The organism is Brevundimonas sp. TWP2-3-4b2, from assembly GCF_049897345.1.
Taxonomy (GTDB): domain Bacteria; phylum Pseudomonadota; class Alphaproteobacteria; order Caulobacterales; family Caulobacteraceae; genus Brevundimonas.
The window spans coordinates 88,629-104,332 of record NZ_JAFCWB010000003.1; the positions used below are offsets into that span (position 1 = coordinate 88,629).

The 15,704-nt window shown below is 66.8% G+C and carries 14 protein-coding genes; 9 read left to right on the top strand and 5 right to left on the bottom strand.

Annotated elements, in window-relative coordinates:
- Positions 1 to 350: 350 nt before the first annotated feature.
- From ACP7AS_RS07425 to prfB, 4 genes are all read left to right on the top strand, one after another.
- Positions 351 to 1,544 carry an N-acetylmuramoyl-L-alanine amidase family protein gene (locus ACP7AS_RS07425; RefSeq protein WP_426028236.1) on the top strand — a complete coding sequence of 398 codons (1,194 nt, stop codon included), beginning with the start codon at positions 351 to 353 and terminating at the stop codon, positions 1,542 to 1,544.
- Between the two features lie 107 nt (positions 1,545 to 1,651).
- Entirely contained in the window at positions 1,652 to 2,386 is a 735-nt protein-coding gene (locus tag ACP7AS_RS07430) for an exonuclease domain-containing protein (protein ID WP_426028237.1), read from the top strand.
- Between the two features lie 60 nt (positions 2,387 to 2,446).
- Positions 2,447 to 4,840 carry a penicillin-binding protein 1A gene (locus ACP7AS_RS07435; RefSeq protein ID WP_426028774.1) on the top strand — a complete coding sequence of 798 codons (2,394 nt, stop codon included), beginning with the start codon at positions 2,447 to 2,449 and terminating at the stop codon, positions 4,838 to 4,840.
- A gap of 173 nt (positions 4,841 to 5,013) precedes the next feature.
- Positions 5,014 to 6,136 (top strand): peptide chain release factor 2 gene (gene prfB, locus ACP7AS_RS07440; protein ID WP_426028238.1). Its coding sequence is split into 2 segments (ribosomal slippage): positions 5,014 to 5,082 and positions 5,084 to 6,136, totalling 1,122 coding nucleotides; the frame shifts between segments, so codons are not numbered across the junction.
- 54 nt (positions 6,137 to 6,190) lie between these two features.
- Here prfB and ACP7AS_RS07445 read toward each other — a convergent pair.
- The 4 genes from ACP7AS_RS07445 to tyrS form a co-directional block, all read right to left on the bottom strand.
- On the bottom strand, positions 6,191 to 6,730 hold the full coding sequence (locus ACP7AS_RS07445) for a bactofilin family protein (protein WP_426028239.1): 540 nt from the start codon (positions 6,728 to 6,730) through the stop codon (positions 6,191 to 6,193).
- A complete protein-coding gene (locus ACP7AS_RS07450; protein WP_426028240.1) occupies positions 6,720 to 7,865 on the bottom strand; it encodes a peptidoglycan DD-metalloendopeptidase family protein in 1,146 nt (381 codons plus the stop codon). Before ACP7AS_RS07450 ends, ACP7AS_RS07445 begins: the two co-directional genes overlap by 11 nt.
- 198 nt (positions 7,866 to 8,063) lie before the next feature.
- A complete protein-coding gene (locus tag ACP7AS_RS07455; protein WP_426028241.1) occupies positions 8,064 to 8,519 on the bottom strand; it encodes a peroxiredoxin in 456 nt (151 codons plus the stop codon).
- Between the two features lie 13 nt (positions 8,520 to 8,532).
- A complete protein-coding gene (tyrS, locus tag ACP7AS_RS07460; protein WP_426028242.1) occupies positions 8,533 to 9,789 on the bottom strand; it encodes a tyrosine--tRNA ligase in 1,257 nt (418 codons plus the stop codon).
- A 101-nt stretch (positions 9,790 to 9,890) separates the two neighbouring features.
- On the opposite strand from tyrS, the gene ACP7AS_RS07465 reads away from it, so the two are divergent.
- The gene (locus ACP7AS_RS07465; protein ID WP_426028243.1) at positions 9,891 to 10,427 is read left to right on the top strand and encodes a DOMON-like domain-containing protein; all 537 of its coding nucleotides are present in this window, start codon (positions 9,891 to 9,893) and stop codon (positions 10,425 to 10,427) included.
- Positions 10,424 to 11,626, top strand: coding sequence for an exo-beta-N-acetylmuramidase NamZ family protein (locus tag ACP7AS_RS07470; protein WP_426028244.1), 1,203 nt, complete (start codon positions 10,424 to 10,426; stop codon positions 11,624 to 11,626). Before ACP7AS_RS07465 ends, ACP7AS_RS07470 begins: the two co-directional genes overlap by 4 nt.
- 159 nt (positions 11,627 to 11,785) lie before the next feature.
- On the opposite strand, the gene ACP7AS_RS07475 is transcribed toward ACP7AS_RS07470, so the two are convergent.
- Complete coding sequence (locus ACP7AS_RS07475; RefSeq protein ID WP_426028245.1) at positions 11,786 to 12,436, bottom strand: alpha/beta hydrolase; 651 nt, start codon at positions 12,434 to 12,436, stop codon at positions 11,786 to 11,788.
- Positions 12,437 to 12,595: 159 nt separating this feature from the next.
- Here ACP7AS_RS07475 and ACP7AS_RS07480 point away from each other — a divergent pair, with 159 nt between their 5' ends.
- The 3 genes from ACP7AS_RS07480 to sufB are packed head-to-tail and all read left to right on the top strand — an operon-like array spanning position 12,596 to position 15,671.
- Complete coding sequence (locus tag ACP7AS_RS07480; RefSeq protein WP_426028246.1) at positions 12,596 to 13,069, top strand: Rrf2 family transcriptional regulator; 474 nt, start codon at positions 12,596 to 12,598, stop codon at positions 13,067 to 13,069.
- Positions 13,066 to 14,205, top strand: a complete 1,140-nt coding sequence (locus ACP7AS_RS07485; protein ID WP_426028247.1) for a cysteine desulfurase family protein — start codon at positions 13,066 to 13,068, stop codon at positions 14,203 to 14,205. The genes ACP7AS_RS07480 and ACP7AS_RS07485 overlap by 4 nt, the downstream gene beginning before the upstream one ends.
- Positions 14,205 to 15,671, top strand: coding sequence for a Fe-S cluster assembly protein SufB (gene sufB, locus ACP7AS_RS07490; RefSeq protein ID WP_426028248.1), 1,467 nt, complete (start codon positions 14,205 to 14,207; stop codon positions 15,669 to 15,671). The genes ACP7AS_RS07485 and sufB overlap by 1 nt, the downstream gene beginning before the upstream one ends.
- The last annotated feature ends 33 nt before the right edge of the window (positions 15,672 to 15,704 follow it).

Consider the following 15,704-nt stretch of genomic DNA (forward strand, 5'->3'; position numbering starts at 1 on the left):
AGGCGATAGAGCCCATGGGGTTTCAGTACGGTCCTGGGGCCGAACGCGCCGTCTCAGGCGCGTCCCGGTCCCGTCTTCAAACCGGCGAGCGCAAACCCGGCCGGCTTTCGGATAAGTGAAAGTCACGCCGCGAGGAGGGCGCGCCCGGCCTGATGATCAGGGGACGCGATCATTCGCGGATGGAACAAGCATAGGCATGTGGATCGTAAAATAAAAGCGCCGCGCGCTTTAACCGGTTGGCGACGACGTTGCGTCATGATGGCCCCAACCTGGAAGGTGGGTCTGCCGTCACAATGCACGGACTGTTCGGTATCAACCTGGCGCAATGGCTCCCCCGGTCAAGCCGGAGGATGACGGCTCGCGAGTGGGCGATGACGGCTCTGGCCTTCGTTGTCTTCTGTGTCGCCGCGTTCGCGGCCGGGCGGGGGCTGGCATCGGGGGCCATGGGTGAGGTTCTGCGCGTGCGGCTGGGTGGCGACGCCGAGCACACGCGCGTGGTGGTCGATCTGGACCGGACCTCGCGCGGACAGGTGATCCAGTCCGGCGATGAGGGACAGGTTGTGCTGTCGCTGGCCGGCGTCGCGCCGCAGCGCGGGCTGAACGGCACGGGCACCGGACTGGTGCGCGGCTGGCGCGTCGCCGGGGCAGGCGTGGCCTCGCGGGTCGAGCTCGACCTGGCCACCAGTGCCGAGATCGAGCGCCGCTTCCTGCTGCCGCCCGGCGACGGGATCGCCCACTATCGCTATGTCATCGACCTCAAGGCCACGGGCCGTGCACCGACCCGTCAGCCCGGGCGCCCCCAGTCGAGGGCCCCTGCCCGGGCGGCCGAAAAACCCCTGATCTTCATCGACGCCGGTCACGGGGGGCGCGATCCCGGGGCCCATGGCGCGAGCTCCAGTGAGAGTGCCATCACCCTGGCGGCGGCGCAGGCCCTGAAACAGGAGCTGGAGCGCACAGGCCGGTACCGCGTGCGGTTGACGCGCGAAAGCGACGCCTATGTCGCCCTGTACCGCCGCGTCTCCATCGCCCGTCAGGCCGATGCCGACCTGTTCATCTCCCTGCACGCCGACGCCGGGTCCGATCCGGCCACGCGCGGTGCCAGTGTCTACACCCTGTCTGAACAGGGGGCGGGCCGGGCCGTGCGCGAGTTCACGCGCGGCGACAACTGGCACCGCAGCCTCAATCTGCCGGGGCGCGATCCGTCGGTGGACCGCATCCTGCTGGATATGACCCAGCGCGCCACCCAGAACCGCTCGGCCCAGCTGGCCCGGACGCTGCTGGGCGAGCTGGAGGGGGCCGACCACCCGCTGCTGCGCCGCAGCCACCGCGACGCCGGCCTGGCCGTGCTTCTGGCTCCCGATGTGCCCGCCGTGCTGCTGGAAATGGGCTTCATCACCAATCCCGAGGACGAGCGGCTGCTGAATGACAACCGCGCCCGTCGTCGCCTGATGCGCGCGGTCGCCGAGGGCATCGACCGCTATTTCCGCGAACCCTCGGGGACACTGCAGATGGCCTCGGTCGGCGGGGCCCAGGGGCAGCCCTAGGCGGTCGCCGGACGAGGAACGCGCCCTCGCTCTGGCAGCCCCGGGCGCCGGACCGGGATCCGGAGATCGACCTCGCCCTTGCGAACCAAAACCCGTATCTCCGCTTCATGCGTCTGAGAGTCGTCGATCTGGAAACCAGCGGGGGAGACCGGACCTCGGAAATCATCGAGGTCGGGTTCGTCGATGTGGTGCGCGACGGGGAAGGGTGGCGGGCGCTGCCGCCGGTGTCGAAACTGTTCCGGCCGCGCGGCGACATCTCGTTTCACGCCATGGCGGTGCACCATCTGACGCCGGCTCATTTCTGTGCCGACGATCCGCATTGTGACGAATACGCGCTGCGCGAGATGTTCACAGAGCCGGCCGACGTGATGGTGGCGCACAGCGCGCGGTTCGAGCGGGGCTTCATCGCCGATACGGCGGTCGGGGGCGTGCCGTGGATCTGTACCGTGCGCTCGGCCAAGGCTGTGTGGCCGCAGGCACCGGGGCATTCCAACCAGGTGCTGCGATACTGGCGCGGCTTTCCGCTCGATCCGGCGCTCGCCGATCCGGCGCATCGGGCGGGGCCGGACGCCTGGGTTACCGCCCACATCCTGATGGACCTGCTCAAGGAATCGACCGTCGAGCAGATGATCGCCTGGACCAACGAGCCGCGCCGCCTGGACCGCATTCCCTTCGGCAAGCATCGCGGCAAGACATGGGCCGAGCCACCCGACGACTATCTGCGCTGGATGGCCGGGGAGGAGGATATGGACATCGATGTCGTGGCCGCCGCGCGACAGGAAATCGCTCGTCGCGCCGGGGGTGTGACGGTTGCTATGGCGGACGCGGACGACGCAAGCTAAACCCGTGGCCGGGCCCGCCTTTCGGAGACTGCGGTGAAGATTGCCGAACGCTGGTTCGTAATGGCGGGTGTCGCGCTGCTGGGCGCGATCGCCCTGGCGGGGCTGATCGTCGCCGTCTATGCGGCCTGGCTGTTCCATGACCTGCCGGACGCCTCAGACCTGGCTGACTATCGGCCGGCGACGGCGACGCGGGTCTATGCCGGCGACGGCACCCTGATCGGCGAGTTCTCTGACGAGCGGCGCATCTATGTGCCCTATGAGCAGATCCCTCTGCCGGTGATCCAGGCCTTCCTGGCCGCTGAGGATCGCAACTTCTTCAACCACGGCGGCATCGATGTGGGCGGCCTGGGCCGGGCCATGTTCAAGAACGTGTTCAACGCGGCCACGGGACGGCGGCTGGAAGGTGGCTCGACCATCACCCAGCAGGTGGCCAAGAACGTCTTGCTCACCAATGAGAGCAGCATCAACCGCAAGGTCAAGGAAGCCATCCTGGCCAACCGGCTGGAGGCGACGCTGACGAAGCAGCAGATCCTCGAACTGTATCTGAACGAGATTTTCCTCGGCTATCGCTCCTTCGGCGTGGCGGCGGCCGCCTACAACTATTTCGGCAAGTCGCTGAGCCAGTTGACGCCGGACGAGGCGGCCTTCCTCGCGTCCCTGCCCAAGGGGCCCAACAACTACCACCCCAAACGGCACCCGGCCGCCGCCAAGGGTCGTCGGGACTGGGTGCTGGGCGAGATGAACCAGAGCGGGTGGCTGAGCGACACGGACCTGGTCGCCGCACGCGCCCGGCCGCTGACCACCCAGGATGCGCCGCGCCGGGCCCAGTATGCCGATGCCGACTTCTTCGTCGAACAGGCCCGCCGTGAGGCCATCGACCGCTTCGGCAAGGAAGAGGTCAACCGCGGCGGCTATTACATGCGCACGACGCTGGACCCCTCGCTACAGTCGGCGGCGCGTGACGCCCTGATGAAGGGGCTTGAGAATTATGACCGCCGCCACGGCTGGCGCGGGGCCTGGGGCACGACGGACTTCGCCGACGGCTGGCGGCAGACGGCTGTTCGGGGCCAGCGTCCGCCGGAACGCCGGGCCTGGGAAGCTGCCGCCGTCGAGAACGTCGCGGGGAACAGTGTGCGCATTCGCACGGCCCGCGACGACCGTACCGGCTATCTGCTGACCGGGGATGCGGCCTGGGCCAATGCGAACAAGCCTCTGAAGCGGGGCGACCTGATCTTTGTGGAAGCGCAGGGTGGTCAATACGCCCTGAAACAGGTGCCGCGTGTGAACGGCGCGCTGGTCGCCATCGAGCCCCAGTCGGGACGGGTCCTGGCCATGGTCGGCGGCTATTCCTACGCCCTGTCCAGCTTCAACCGGGCGACCCAGGCCAACCGGCAGCCGGGGTCGGCGTTCAAGCCGTTCGTCTATGCAACAGCGCTGGAGGGCGACTACACGCCGGCGTCGATCATCCTCGACGCACCCATAAGCTTCGCCGGAGGCCGCAACGGGGAGCGCTGGACTCCGGAAAACTACAGTCGCGAGTATTATGGCCCGCAGACCCTGCGCCGCGGGCTCGAACTGTCGCGCAATGTCATGACCGTGCGGCTGGCCCAGGCCATCGGCATGCGCAATGTCGTCGATCTGGCGAAGAAGATGGGCGTGTCGGACAATCTTCAACCCAATCTGTCGGTGTCCCTGGGGGCCGGGGAGACGACGCCGTACCGACTGACCGCCGCCTATGCCGCCTTTGCCAACGGGGGGCGGCGCGTCGATCCCTATCTGATCGACATGGTCCAGGACCGGGACGGCGAGACGATCTTCAGCGCCGACCGGCGGCGTTGCCGCGACTGCGGACGGCCGTTCACCGGGCAGGAGTCGCCCCGGCTGGAGCAGCGCGGAACCCAAGTCATCGATCCGATCACCGCCTACCAGGTCAATTCCATGCTGCAGGGTGTTATCCAGCGCGGCACGGCGGCCAGCGCGGCCGGCCTCGGGCCCAACGTCGGCGGCAAGACCGGTACGACCAACGAATACCGGTCCGCCTGGTTTGTGGGCTTCTCGTCCGACATCGTGGTGGGGGTGTTCATCGGCTTCGACGACAACCGCCCTCTGGGATCGGGCGAGACAGGTGCCACCGGGCCCGTGCCGGTGTTCGCTGATTTTATGCGGGCTGCGCTGCGTGAACGTCCGGCGCGACCGTTCGTGCGACCCCGCAACGCGGTCTTCCGCACCGTCAACGGCATTGAGGAAGCCTTCCGCCCCGGTACTGAACGTCGTCGCGAGGAAGAACAGCGCGCCCCGGTGGAGCAGATTCCGCTCGGGCCGCAGACCTATAACGACGTGGTCCGGCGCGAGCAGGAGGGGCCCTCCGCGGCGTCGCCGTCCGCCCCGCCGCCGGTCACTACACCGCCGCCACCGAAGAAGGAGCCGGCGGAGGATTTGAGCGGACTGTATTAGGTGGTTGGTGGTTAGTGACTGGTCGCAGCCCGCGAGGCCGCACGGACAGCGCCGCTCTTCCGCCCAGAGTGAAGCTGCAACCACTAACCACCAGCCACTAGCCACTAACCACTAGCCACCTGCTCCGGCGCGTCCTATGTCCGCGCCTCACTTTTGTATCGCTGGAGAATGCGATGAGACCGGATGTCGAGGCCATGAAGGCCGACATCGAGCAGAGCATCGCTCTGCTCAGGAGGCGTCTTTGACTGGGATGTCGCGCTTCGAAAACTCGATGAGCTGAACGCGCGGGTCGAGGACCCGACGCTGTGGAACGACCCGGAAGCCGCACAGATCGTGTCGCGCGACCGCTCGCGGCTCGAGAGCCAGATCAACACCGTCCGCGAGATGGCCAGTGGCCTCGAGGATGGCGTCATGCTGTCCGAAATGGCCGATGAGGAAAATGACGAGGCGACGCTGGAAGAGGCGCGCGCCTCGCTGAAGGCGATCAAGGACCGCGCCGGGCGGGCTGAACTGGAAGCCCTGCTGTCCGGCGAGGCCGACGGCAACGATGCTTATCTGGAGGTGAACTCCGGTGCCGGTGGTACCGAGTCCTGCGACTGGGCCGGTATGCTGCTGCGGATGTATTCGCGCTGGGCCCGGGCGCACGGTTATGAGGTCGAACTGGAGGCCGAGGAATCCGGCGACCAGGCCGGGATCAAGTCGGCCACGATCCTGATCACCGGACCCAATGCCTATGGCTGGCTGAAGTCGGAATCGGGCGTGCACCGGCTGGTGCGCATCAGCCCCTATGATGCGGCCGCCAAGCGACACACCTCGTTCGCCTCGATCGGGGTCTCGCCGGTGGTCGACGACGCCATCGAGATCGACATCAATCCGTCCGACGTGCGCACCGACACCTACCGCGCCTCGGGCTCGGGCGGTCAGCACATCAACAAGACCGACTCGGCGGTCCGTCTGACGCACATTCCGACCAATACGGTCGTGGCCTGTCAGGCGGGCCGGTCGCAGCACCAGAACCGCGAACAGGCCTGGAAGATGCTGCGGGCGCGACTCTATGAACTCGAGCTGCAACGTCGCGAGGCGGCGGCCCAGGCGGTGGCGGACGCCAAGACCGACATCGGCTGGGGCCACCAGATCCGGTCCTACGTCCTGCAGCCGTACCAGATGGTCAAGGACCTGCGGACCAACGTCGAGACCTCGGACACGCAAGGGGTGCTGGACGGCGATCTGGACCTGTTCATGGGCGCAGCGTTGGCTGCCCGGGTCGGCGAGACGCGCGGATCGACCGTCGAATAAGGAAAAGGCCCCGGATCGCTCCGGGGCCTTTTGTGTTTCAGACGTCCCGTAAGGTCAGGTCGGGCCCTTCATGTCGATGATCTGCGGTGCCGGCTCGGGTGCCGCCGGGCGCGGTGCCGGGGTCGGTGCCGGGGCTTCGCGACGGCCCTGCAGCACGCGGCCCTGGAAATAGGCGCCGATGTCGATCGACATCTGCTCGGCGGTGATGTCGCCGTCGACATAGGCGGTGGCGATCAGCTTGACCTGTTTGCCCGAGATGGCGCCGACGACGCGGCCGCGGATCTCGACATAGTCGCCCGAGACATTGCCTTCGACAGCACCGGTCTCGCCGACGATCAGCCGGCCGACCCGGACATCGCCCTTGATCGCGCCATCGATCTGCAGATCGCCGCCGCCCGTGATGTTGCCATCAAACTGAAGGTCTGCAGAGAGGGTGGACAGACCGCGCTGGTTGACCGGTGCGGGCGCGGCCGCGCGCGATGCGCCGGCCGCGGTGCCGCCGGGAGTCGGCAGGTCGGGCAGGGGCGGAATCGACGAGCCGCTGTTGGCGCGGGGCTCGGGCGACGGGACGGGGGATTTGGTTTTATTGAACAAGTTGGTCTCCGGCTCTCATGAAGCGGGCGGGGTTTTGCGGCCGGCCGTCCATCCACACCTCATAGTGCAGGTGGACACCGGTCGAGCGTCCTGTGGTTCCCATGGCGCCGATGCGCCGGCCGAGCGGAATCCGCTGGCCGGGCGTCACCGCCGTGGCGTTGAGATGAGCGTAGCGCGTCTTGAAACCGCGGCCATGATCTATCTCAACGGTGTTGCCATACCCTGAACGGACACCGACGAAAGAGACGATTCCCGGAGCCGGGGCATAGATCGGCGTGTTCAGCGGGGCCGCAAAGTCCTGTCCCTGATGCAGGGCGGGGCGGCCGTTGAAGGGGTCGAACCGAACGCCGAAGCCAGAGGTGGTACGCGCCTGGGTCGGCCTTCGGAAGGGCATGCCCTCGGCCGCATTGGCCAGGTTGCGCATATCCTTCAGGTCGTCGGCGGCGTGGCGGATGCGGATGGCGAACGGTTCGTCGACGTCCAGCACGGCGGCGAGGGCGCGAGGATCGCGGGCTTCGACCAGCGGGCCGCCCAATGCTGCGTCGTGCGGGGTGTAGGCGGCCGGGTTCAGACCGGCGAGGCGGAAGGCGAGGCGCAGGCGCTCGGCCCGGGTCTGGGCCTCGCTTTCAGCGCGCGCGATCAGCCGTTCCTGATCCATGCGGACCGCGATCATCCGCTGCACGGGTGAGGATCGGCCGGAATCGAGCAGTATGGCCGGACGCAAGGCTGCCTGGGCTCCGTCCACGCCGCGGAACATGCCCATGACCTGGGTCAGGGCCGCATGCCGCCGTTCGACCATCTGCGCCATTTCGTCGAGCGAACCGGTGGTCGCGGTCATGCGGACGACGGCGCTGTCGAGACGGGCCTGGAGGTCGGCATTCATGCGCTCGGACGCGGCGCGGGCGCGGGCGACGGTGCGATCGGCCTGGCTCTGCGCCACCATGTCGTAGATCAGACTGCCCGAGGCCGTCAGGGTCCAGCCGCCGATCAGGACGGCCGCGACGGCCGCCAGAACCTGTTTTCCGGGAGTCAGCGCCCAGGCGCGAACGGCCTCGCCATCACGCAGATACAGGTATCGGGTCGGAAACCACTTTCCGATCAGAGACCGTCCGACGGTCGGATCGTGTTCGGTCATCACGCAACGCCCCCACGTACGATCGGGTATATGCGCCGGGCGATCCGGTCGGGGCAAGTCTCTTCACGATCTGTTAACCACGCCTGAGCGTGTTCGCGCGAACCAGAGCGGTATTCGCGTCCAAAATACGCCTGCGAGGCGAGTGCGCGAATCTGTGTAACGGTTGTTACATCTGAGGTTGCGGAGAACAGTCCGTAGTCAGAGCGATTGGGCGGCGGCCAAGACTTCCGCTGCGTGACCCTTGACTGAGACCTTGCGCCACACCCGGCGAACGACGCCCGCGCCGTCGATCAGGAAGGTGGCGCGCTCGATCCCCATATAGGTCTTGCCGTACATGCTCTTCTCGACCCAGACGCCCCAGGACTCGGTGACGCCGGCCTCTTCGTCCGAGGCGAGGACGACCTTCAGATCGTATTTGGCCTTGAACCTGTCGAGCTTCTTCACCGGGTCCTTCGACACGCCGATGACGGAAACGCCGGCTGCGGCGAAGGCGTCGGCGTGTTCAGAGAAGTCCTTCGCCTCATTGGTGCAGACCGGTGTGTCGGCCTTCGGATAGAAATAGACCACGGTCGGACCCGAGAGGGTGGCGCGGCCGCCGCCGTCGGCTGGCATGTCGAACGCGGGGGCCCTGGTGCCTTCAGGTATGTCAGTCATGGTCGTCCCCCGGTCAGATGGGGCGCACGAGCAGAAGCTTCTTCTTGCCCGCCGCCAGTTTCAGAACGCCGTCCGCATTGACGTCGGAGGCCTCAATAAGCCGCGCGCCGTCCGCGATCGCCTCGTCATTCAGTCGCAGGCCGCCGCCCTGGGCCAGGCGGCGCGCCTCGCCGTTTGAGGCTGTCAGGCCCGCGCGGGTTGCGACGGCAGCCAGCATCGCACCGATGACCTCGCTCGACGGCAGGTCGATGGTCGGAAGGTCGGACGACAGCGTGCCGCGCTCGAAGGCCCCCTCGGCCGCCGCCCGGGCCGTCGCAGCGGCATCAGCACCGTGCAGCATCGTCGTCGCTGCATCGGCCAATGCCTTCTTGGCGTCATTGATCGCCGCGCCGTCCAGTGCTTCGAGCCCGGCGATCCCGTCCAGCGGCAGGTCGGTGAACAGGCGCAGGAATTTGCCTACGTCGGCGTCATCGGCGTTGCGCCAGAACTGCCAGTAGTCATAGGGGCTGAGCTGTTCGGCATTGAGCCAGACCGCGCCCTGCGCCGTCTTGCCCATCTTGCCGCCCGAGGCGGTCGTCAGCAGCGGCGTGGTCAGGCCGAAGGCGGCCTTGTAGTCCACGCGGCGGACCAGATCGACGCCCGAGACGATGTTGCCCCACTGGTCCGAGCCGCCCATCTGCAGGGTGCAGCCGCGGGCGCGGTTCAGCTCGAGGAAGTCCACCGACTGCATGAGCATGTAGTTGAACTCGAGGAAGGTCATCGGCTGTTCGCGTTCCAGCCGCAGCTTGACCGAATCGAAGGCCAGCATCCGGTTGATGGTGAAATGCGTGCCGTATTCGCGCAGAAATTCGACATAGCCGTAGGTCGACAGCCAGGCGTCATTGTCGACCATGACCGCATCGGTCGGGCCGTCGCCGAAGGTGAGGAATTTCTCGAACACCGTCTTGATGGAGGCGATGTTGGCCTGGATGGTTTCGTCGGTCAGCTGGGGCCGAGAGGCGTCCTTGCCGGTCGGGTCGCCCACCTTGGTGGTGCCGCCACCCATCAGGACGATGGGCTTGCCGCCGGCCTGCTGGAGGCGGCGCAACATCATGATCTGGATCAGGCTGCCGACGTGCAGCGACGGGGCGGTGGCGTCGAAGCCGATGTAGCCGGTGACCACGCCCGCGGCGGCCGCGGCGTCCAGCTCGACCGGGTGGGTGATCTGATGGATGTAGCCGCGCGCCTGCAGGGTTCGCAGGAAGTCGGACTGGAAGGCGGGCTCGGTCATGGGCTCGGACTTGGGGATCAGGCTTGGCTTGGGAGGGAAGGGGCGTGTAGCACGGGCAAATGGAAGCGCGAACCGCCGGGACGCCCGGACAGCGACTGTCTTTGCAGCGTCACGCCGACTCCGTCGGTGAGGCGGCGTCCCGCGTCGAGGCGACCGCCTGGCGTCCGCAGCATGGTCGCCTCGCCCTGCGGTATGTGATCCATGCCCCGGCAGAGGAACTGCGCCTGCCGCCGATCGCGGACTCAAGCCGCGTCGATGGCCTGTGGCGGCACACCTGCCTTGAAGCCTTTGTCCGGACCCCGACGGGCGACGCCTACTATGAGATCAATCTGTCCCCCTCGACCCGGTGGGCGGCCTATCGTTTCGCGGGCTATCGTGACGGTATGGCGAACCTCGATGTGCCCCCGCCCCAGATTGAAAGCCGAACCTATCCTGATCGCTACGAACTGGAGGCGTTGATCGACCTCGGCGCCATTCCGGAACTGGCGCGATCCGACTGGCGACTCGGGCTCTCGGCTGTCATCGAGGATGCGGACGGCGACAAGGCGTGGTGGGCGCTGGCCCATCCGTCCGGCCAGCCGGACTTCCATCACGCCGCCGCCTTCGCCTTCGACCTGTCCGCCATGGAGCGCCCATGAAATTCGGCATCGACCGCCTGCTGTCCGAGCCAGCGCTCCGGGCCGATCTGAACGGGCGCAGGGTGGCGCTACTGGGCCATCCAGCCTCGGTGACGGCGGACCTGACGCATTCGCTCGACGCCCTGATGGCCTGTCCCGACCTGAACGTCACAGCGGCGTTCGGGCCGCAGCACGGCATGCGGGGCGATCTGCAGGACAATATGATGGAGTCTCCGGACTTCACCGATCCGCGGCACGGCATTCCGGTCTTCAGCCTGTACGGCGAGGTGCGCCGGCCCAGCGGTCAGGCGATGGGGACGTTCGACGTCCTGCTGGTCGACATGCAGGACCTGGGCTGCCGCATCTACACCTTCGTGACGACCCTGCTCTATGTGCTGGAAGAGTCGGCGAAGCACGGCAAGGCGGTCTGGGTGCTGGATCGACCCAACCCCGCCGGTCGGCCGGTCGAGGGCACGACGCTGCTGCCGGGCTGGGAGAGTTTCGTCGGGGCCGGGCCGATGCCGATGCGCCACGGCCTGACCCTGGGCGAGATGGGCCGCTGGTTCATCGACCACTTCAAACTGGACGTCGAACACCGCGTCATCGAGATGCAGGGCTGGGCGCCGGATCAGGGGCCCGGTTTCGGCTGGCCGATCGGGGAGCGCAGCTGGATCAACCCCAGTCCCAATGCGGCGAACCTGTCGATGGCGCGGGCCTATGCGGGCACTGTGATGCTGGAGGGGACGACCCTGTCCGAGGGCCGGGGCACGACGCGGGCGCTGGAGCTGTTCGGGGCTCCGGATATCGATGCGCGAGCCGTGATCGCCGAGATGCAGGCCTTCGCGCCACAGTGGCTGGCGGGCTGCCGGCTGCGCGACTGCTGGTTCGAGCCGACCTTCCACAAGCACGTGGGCAAGCTGTGCAACGGGGTGCAGATCCACGTCGACGACCCTGCCTATGACCATGCGGCGTTCAAGCCCTGGCGGCTGCAGGCGCTGGGGTTCAAGGCGATCCGGCGGCTGTATCCGGACTATCCGTTATGGCGGGATTTCCCGTACGAATACGTCTTCGACAAACTGGCCATCGACGTCATCAACGGCGGGCCGGGTCTGCGGGAATGGGTCGATGACGCGGCGGCGACGCCGGGTGATCTGGACACGCTGGCGGGGCCGGATGAGGCGGTGTGGGTGGAGCTGAGGAAGCCGTACCTGCTGTATTGAGCTATCAAAATATCCGCTCATCCCGGCGAAAGCCGGGACCCAGTGCTTTGGACGAACGGTCCATCCGAGTATGCCCAGCCGCCAATCCCGGAGCGCCAGCGTCAAGCTGGACAGAACTGGGTCCCGGCTTTCGCCGGGATGAACGGAATGGGAGTGTTGTTACGCCGGCTTCTCAGCCAGCCGCTTGTCCAGATAGGCCCCGACGCGGCGTTCGACGGCCGGGATATGGTCCTGCCAGAAGTGGGTCGCGCCCTCTTCCAGTTCGTAGTCGATGACGATCCCTTTTTGGGTGCGCAGCTTGTTGACCACGCGCTCGACCTCGACCGGCGGCACAACGGTATCATTGGTGCCGTGAAGGAACAGGCCAGAGGCCGGGCAGGGGGCCAGGAAGCTGAAGTCGTACATGTTCGAGGGCGGCGAGACCGAGATGAAGCCGTCCGTCTCGGGACGGCGCATCAGCAGCTGCATGCCGATATAGGCCCCGAACTGATAGCCGCCGACCCAGGTCTGGGAGGCCCCGGGATTGTTGGACTGGAGCCAGTCGAGGGCGGTGGCCGCGTCGGCCAGTTCGCCGATGCCGCTGTCGAACTCGCCCTGCGACTTGCCCACGCCACGGCTGTTGTAGCGCAGTGTCGCGAAGCCGCGCTTCTGGAACAGCTGGTACAGGGTCACGGTGACCGGGTTGTTCATATGCCCGTTCGCCTTGGGGTGCGGATGCAGGATCAGGGCGATCGGCGCGTTCGGGCGCTTGCCGGGCGAGTAGCGGCCTTCGATACGGCCAGAGGCGCCGGGCAGGATGACTTCAGGCATGAGCGGCGAAAATCCGTGTTCAACTGTCGTTTCGCACCGGCGTAATACTTGACCGCAGCGGTAGGACTTTCTAAGTCCAACGTGCGCGCCGACGCCTTCGCGAAGGCGCGGGTTCTAGCACAGGACCCTCGAAAAGCGCGCGATTTTTGAAGGTCCGTGATGCGTCTGTCGACCAAGGGACGATACGCCGTGATGGCAATGGCCGATCTGGCCCGGAACGGGCAGGCCGACGGCGTCGTCCGGGCCGTGTCCCTGGCGGAAATTGCGACGCGTCAGGAAATCTCGCTCAGCTATCTGGAGCAGCTGTTCGCGCGCCTGCGGAAAAGCGGTCTGGTGCAGAGCGTGCGTGGGCCCGGCGGCGGCTATCGGCTGGCCAAGGGCGCGAACGAGACGGTTGTGGCCGAGATCGTGCTGGCGGTCGACGAGCCGATCCGCGCCACCCGCTGCAGCGGCCATTCGTCGCCCAAGGGCTGTATGTTGGCCGGCGAGCGCTGCATCACCCACAATCTGTGGGAAGATCTGGGCGACGAGATTCACCGCTATCTGGCCGGGGTTTCGCTGGAAGACGTGGTCATGAACCGCACGGGTGCCCGTCGGCGCGCGACGGACGAAGAAGTCGGGGTAGCGGCGTGAGCGGGATTTATCTGGACTACAATGCCTCGGGTCTGGTGCGTCCCGAGGTGCAGGACGTGATGGCCAGGGCTCTGGCCGACAACGGCAATCCGTCGGCGGTGCATGCGGCCGGACGCCGGGCCCGGGCGCGCGTCGAGACCGCGCGGGCGCAGGTCGCCGATCTGGTCGGGGCCGATGCGACGGCGGTGATCTTCTCGTCGGGCGGCACCGAGTCCAATGCCCAGGCGATCCTGAGCTCGCTGGCGGCCGGCTGCGAGCGGCTGGTCGTCAGCGCGACCGAACATCCGTGCGTGTCCGAAGCGGCCGTTGCCTCTGGCAAGCCGGTGAAGATGCTGCCGGTGGATGGGCGCGGCGTCGTCGACCTGAACAAGCTGAGCCAGTTGCTGGAACGACCCGGCAAGGCGGTGGTGGCGATCCATCACGCCAACAACGAGAGCGGCGTCATCCAGCCGATCGCCGAGGCGGCGCGGCTGGTGCGCGCCGCGGGCGGCTGGCTGCACATCGACGCCATCCAGTCGGCGGGCAAGATCCCGGTCGATATCCGGACGCTGAAGGCCGACAGCCTGACCCTGTCGGCGCACAAGTTGGGCGGACCTCAGGGTGTCGGTGCCCTGGTCATGGGCGAGGCACGCGAGGCGATCCGCATCGTGCACGGCGCGGGCCAGGAGCGTGGGCTCAGGGCCGGCACCGAGAATGTGCCCGGCATCACCGGCTTTGGCGCATCGGCCGTCTGTGCCGCGCGCGACCTGTCCGAGGCCATGGCACACGCGGTCTGGCGCGACTCGGCCGAGGCGGTGGTCAAGGCGGCCGGCGCGACGATCATCGGCGAGGGGGCCGAACGCCTGCCCAACACCCTGTTCATGGCCGTGCCCGACTGGGACAGTCCGCAACAACTGATCACGCTGGACCTGATGGGGCTGATGGTGTCAGCCGGATCAGCCTGTTCGTCGGGCAAGACCAAGCCGTCGCGGGCCATTCTGGCGACCGGGCGGACCAGCCTGGCCACCGGCGGCATCCGCATTTCGGGTGGCTGGGGCACGGTCGAGGAGGACTGGAAGCGGTTCGCCGAGGCCTGGCCGGCCGCCTATGCCAAACACCGTGAGCGGACCGCCGCCCGCGCGAAAGAAGTCGCCTGATGGCCGCTGTTCAGAAGACCATCGACGCCGTCGCCGCGCTGGAGAAGTACGAGCACGGCTTCACCTCGGACATCGAGACGGAATACGCCCCCAAGGGGCTGAGCGCAGACATCGTCCGCTTCATCTCGGAAAAGAAGGGCGAGCCGGCGTGGATGCTGGAATGGCGTCTGGCCGCCTATGAGCGCTGGCTGGCCATGGAGGAACCCACCTGGTCGTCGGTGAAATACACGCCGGTCGACTATCAGGACCTGTTCTACTACGCCGCGCCCAAGGAGAAGGTCGGCCTCAAGTCGCTGGACGAGGTCGATCCGGAAATCCTCGCCATCTACGCCAAGCTGGGCATCCCGCTGAAGGAGCAGGAGGTTCTGGCCGGGGTCGAGGGCGCGCCGCGCTATGCCGTGGATGCGGTGTTCGACAGTGTCTCGGTGGTCACCACCTTCAAGGCCGAGCTGGCGAAAGTGGGCGTGATTTTCATGCCGATTTCCGAGGCTTTGCGCGAACATCCTGAGCTGGTGCGCAAATATCTGGGGTCGGTGGTGCCGGTCTCGGACAACTATTTTGCGGCGTTGAACAGCGCGGTATTTTCCGACGGATCGTTCGTCTACATCCCGCCGGGCGTGCGCTGCCCGATGGAGCTGTCGACCTATTTCCGCATCAATGCCTCGAACACCGGCCAGTTCGAACGGACCCTGATCATCGCCGACAAGGGCAGCTACTGCTCCTATCTGGAGGGCTGCACCGCCCCGATGCGCGACGAGAACCAGCTGCATGCGGCCGTGGTCGAACTGGTCGCGCTGGACGACGCCGAGATCAAATATTCGACGGTGCAGAACTGGTACCCCGGCGACGCCGAGGGCAAGGGCGGCATCTACAATTTCGTCACCAAGCGGGCCGACTGCCGCGGCGACCGCTCGAAGGTGTCGTGGACGCAGGTCGAGACCGGCTCGGCGGTGACGTGGAAATATCCGTCCTGCATCCTCAAGGGCGAGGAGAGCTCGGGCGAATTCTACTCGATCGCCATCACCAACGGACATCAGCAGGCCGACACCGGCACCAAGATGATCCACCTGGGCAAGAATTCGAAGTCGCGGATCATCGCCAAGGCGGTGTCGGCCGGGAAGTCGGACTCGACCTATCGTGGCCTCGTTTCGGTGCATCCCAAGGCGACCGGGGTGCGCAACTTCACCCAGTGCGACAGCCTGCTGATCGGCAAGGACTGCGGCTCCCACACCGTACCCTATATCGAGGCCCGCAACGGCTCGGCCCAGCTGGAGCATGAGGCGACGACGACCCGCCTGTCCGACGACCAGCTGTTCTACGCCCAGCAGCGCGGGCTGTCGCAGGAGGAGGCGGTGGCCCTGCTGGTCAACGGCTTCGTCCGCGACGTGATGCAGAAGCTGCCGATGGAGTTTGCCGTCGAGGCGCAGAAGCTAGTGGCGATCAGTCTTGAGGGGAGCGTTGGGTGAGCGCGGATAGCTTCCGGGGCAATGACGCATATG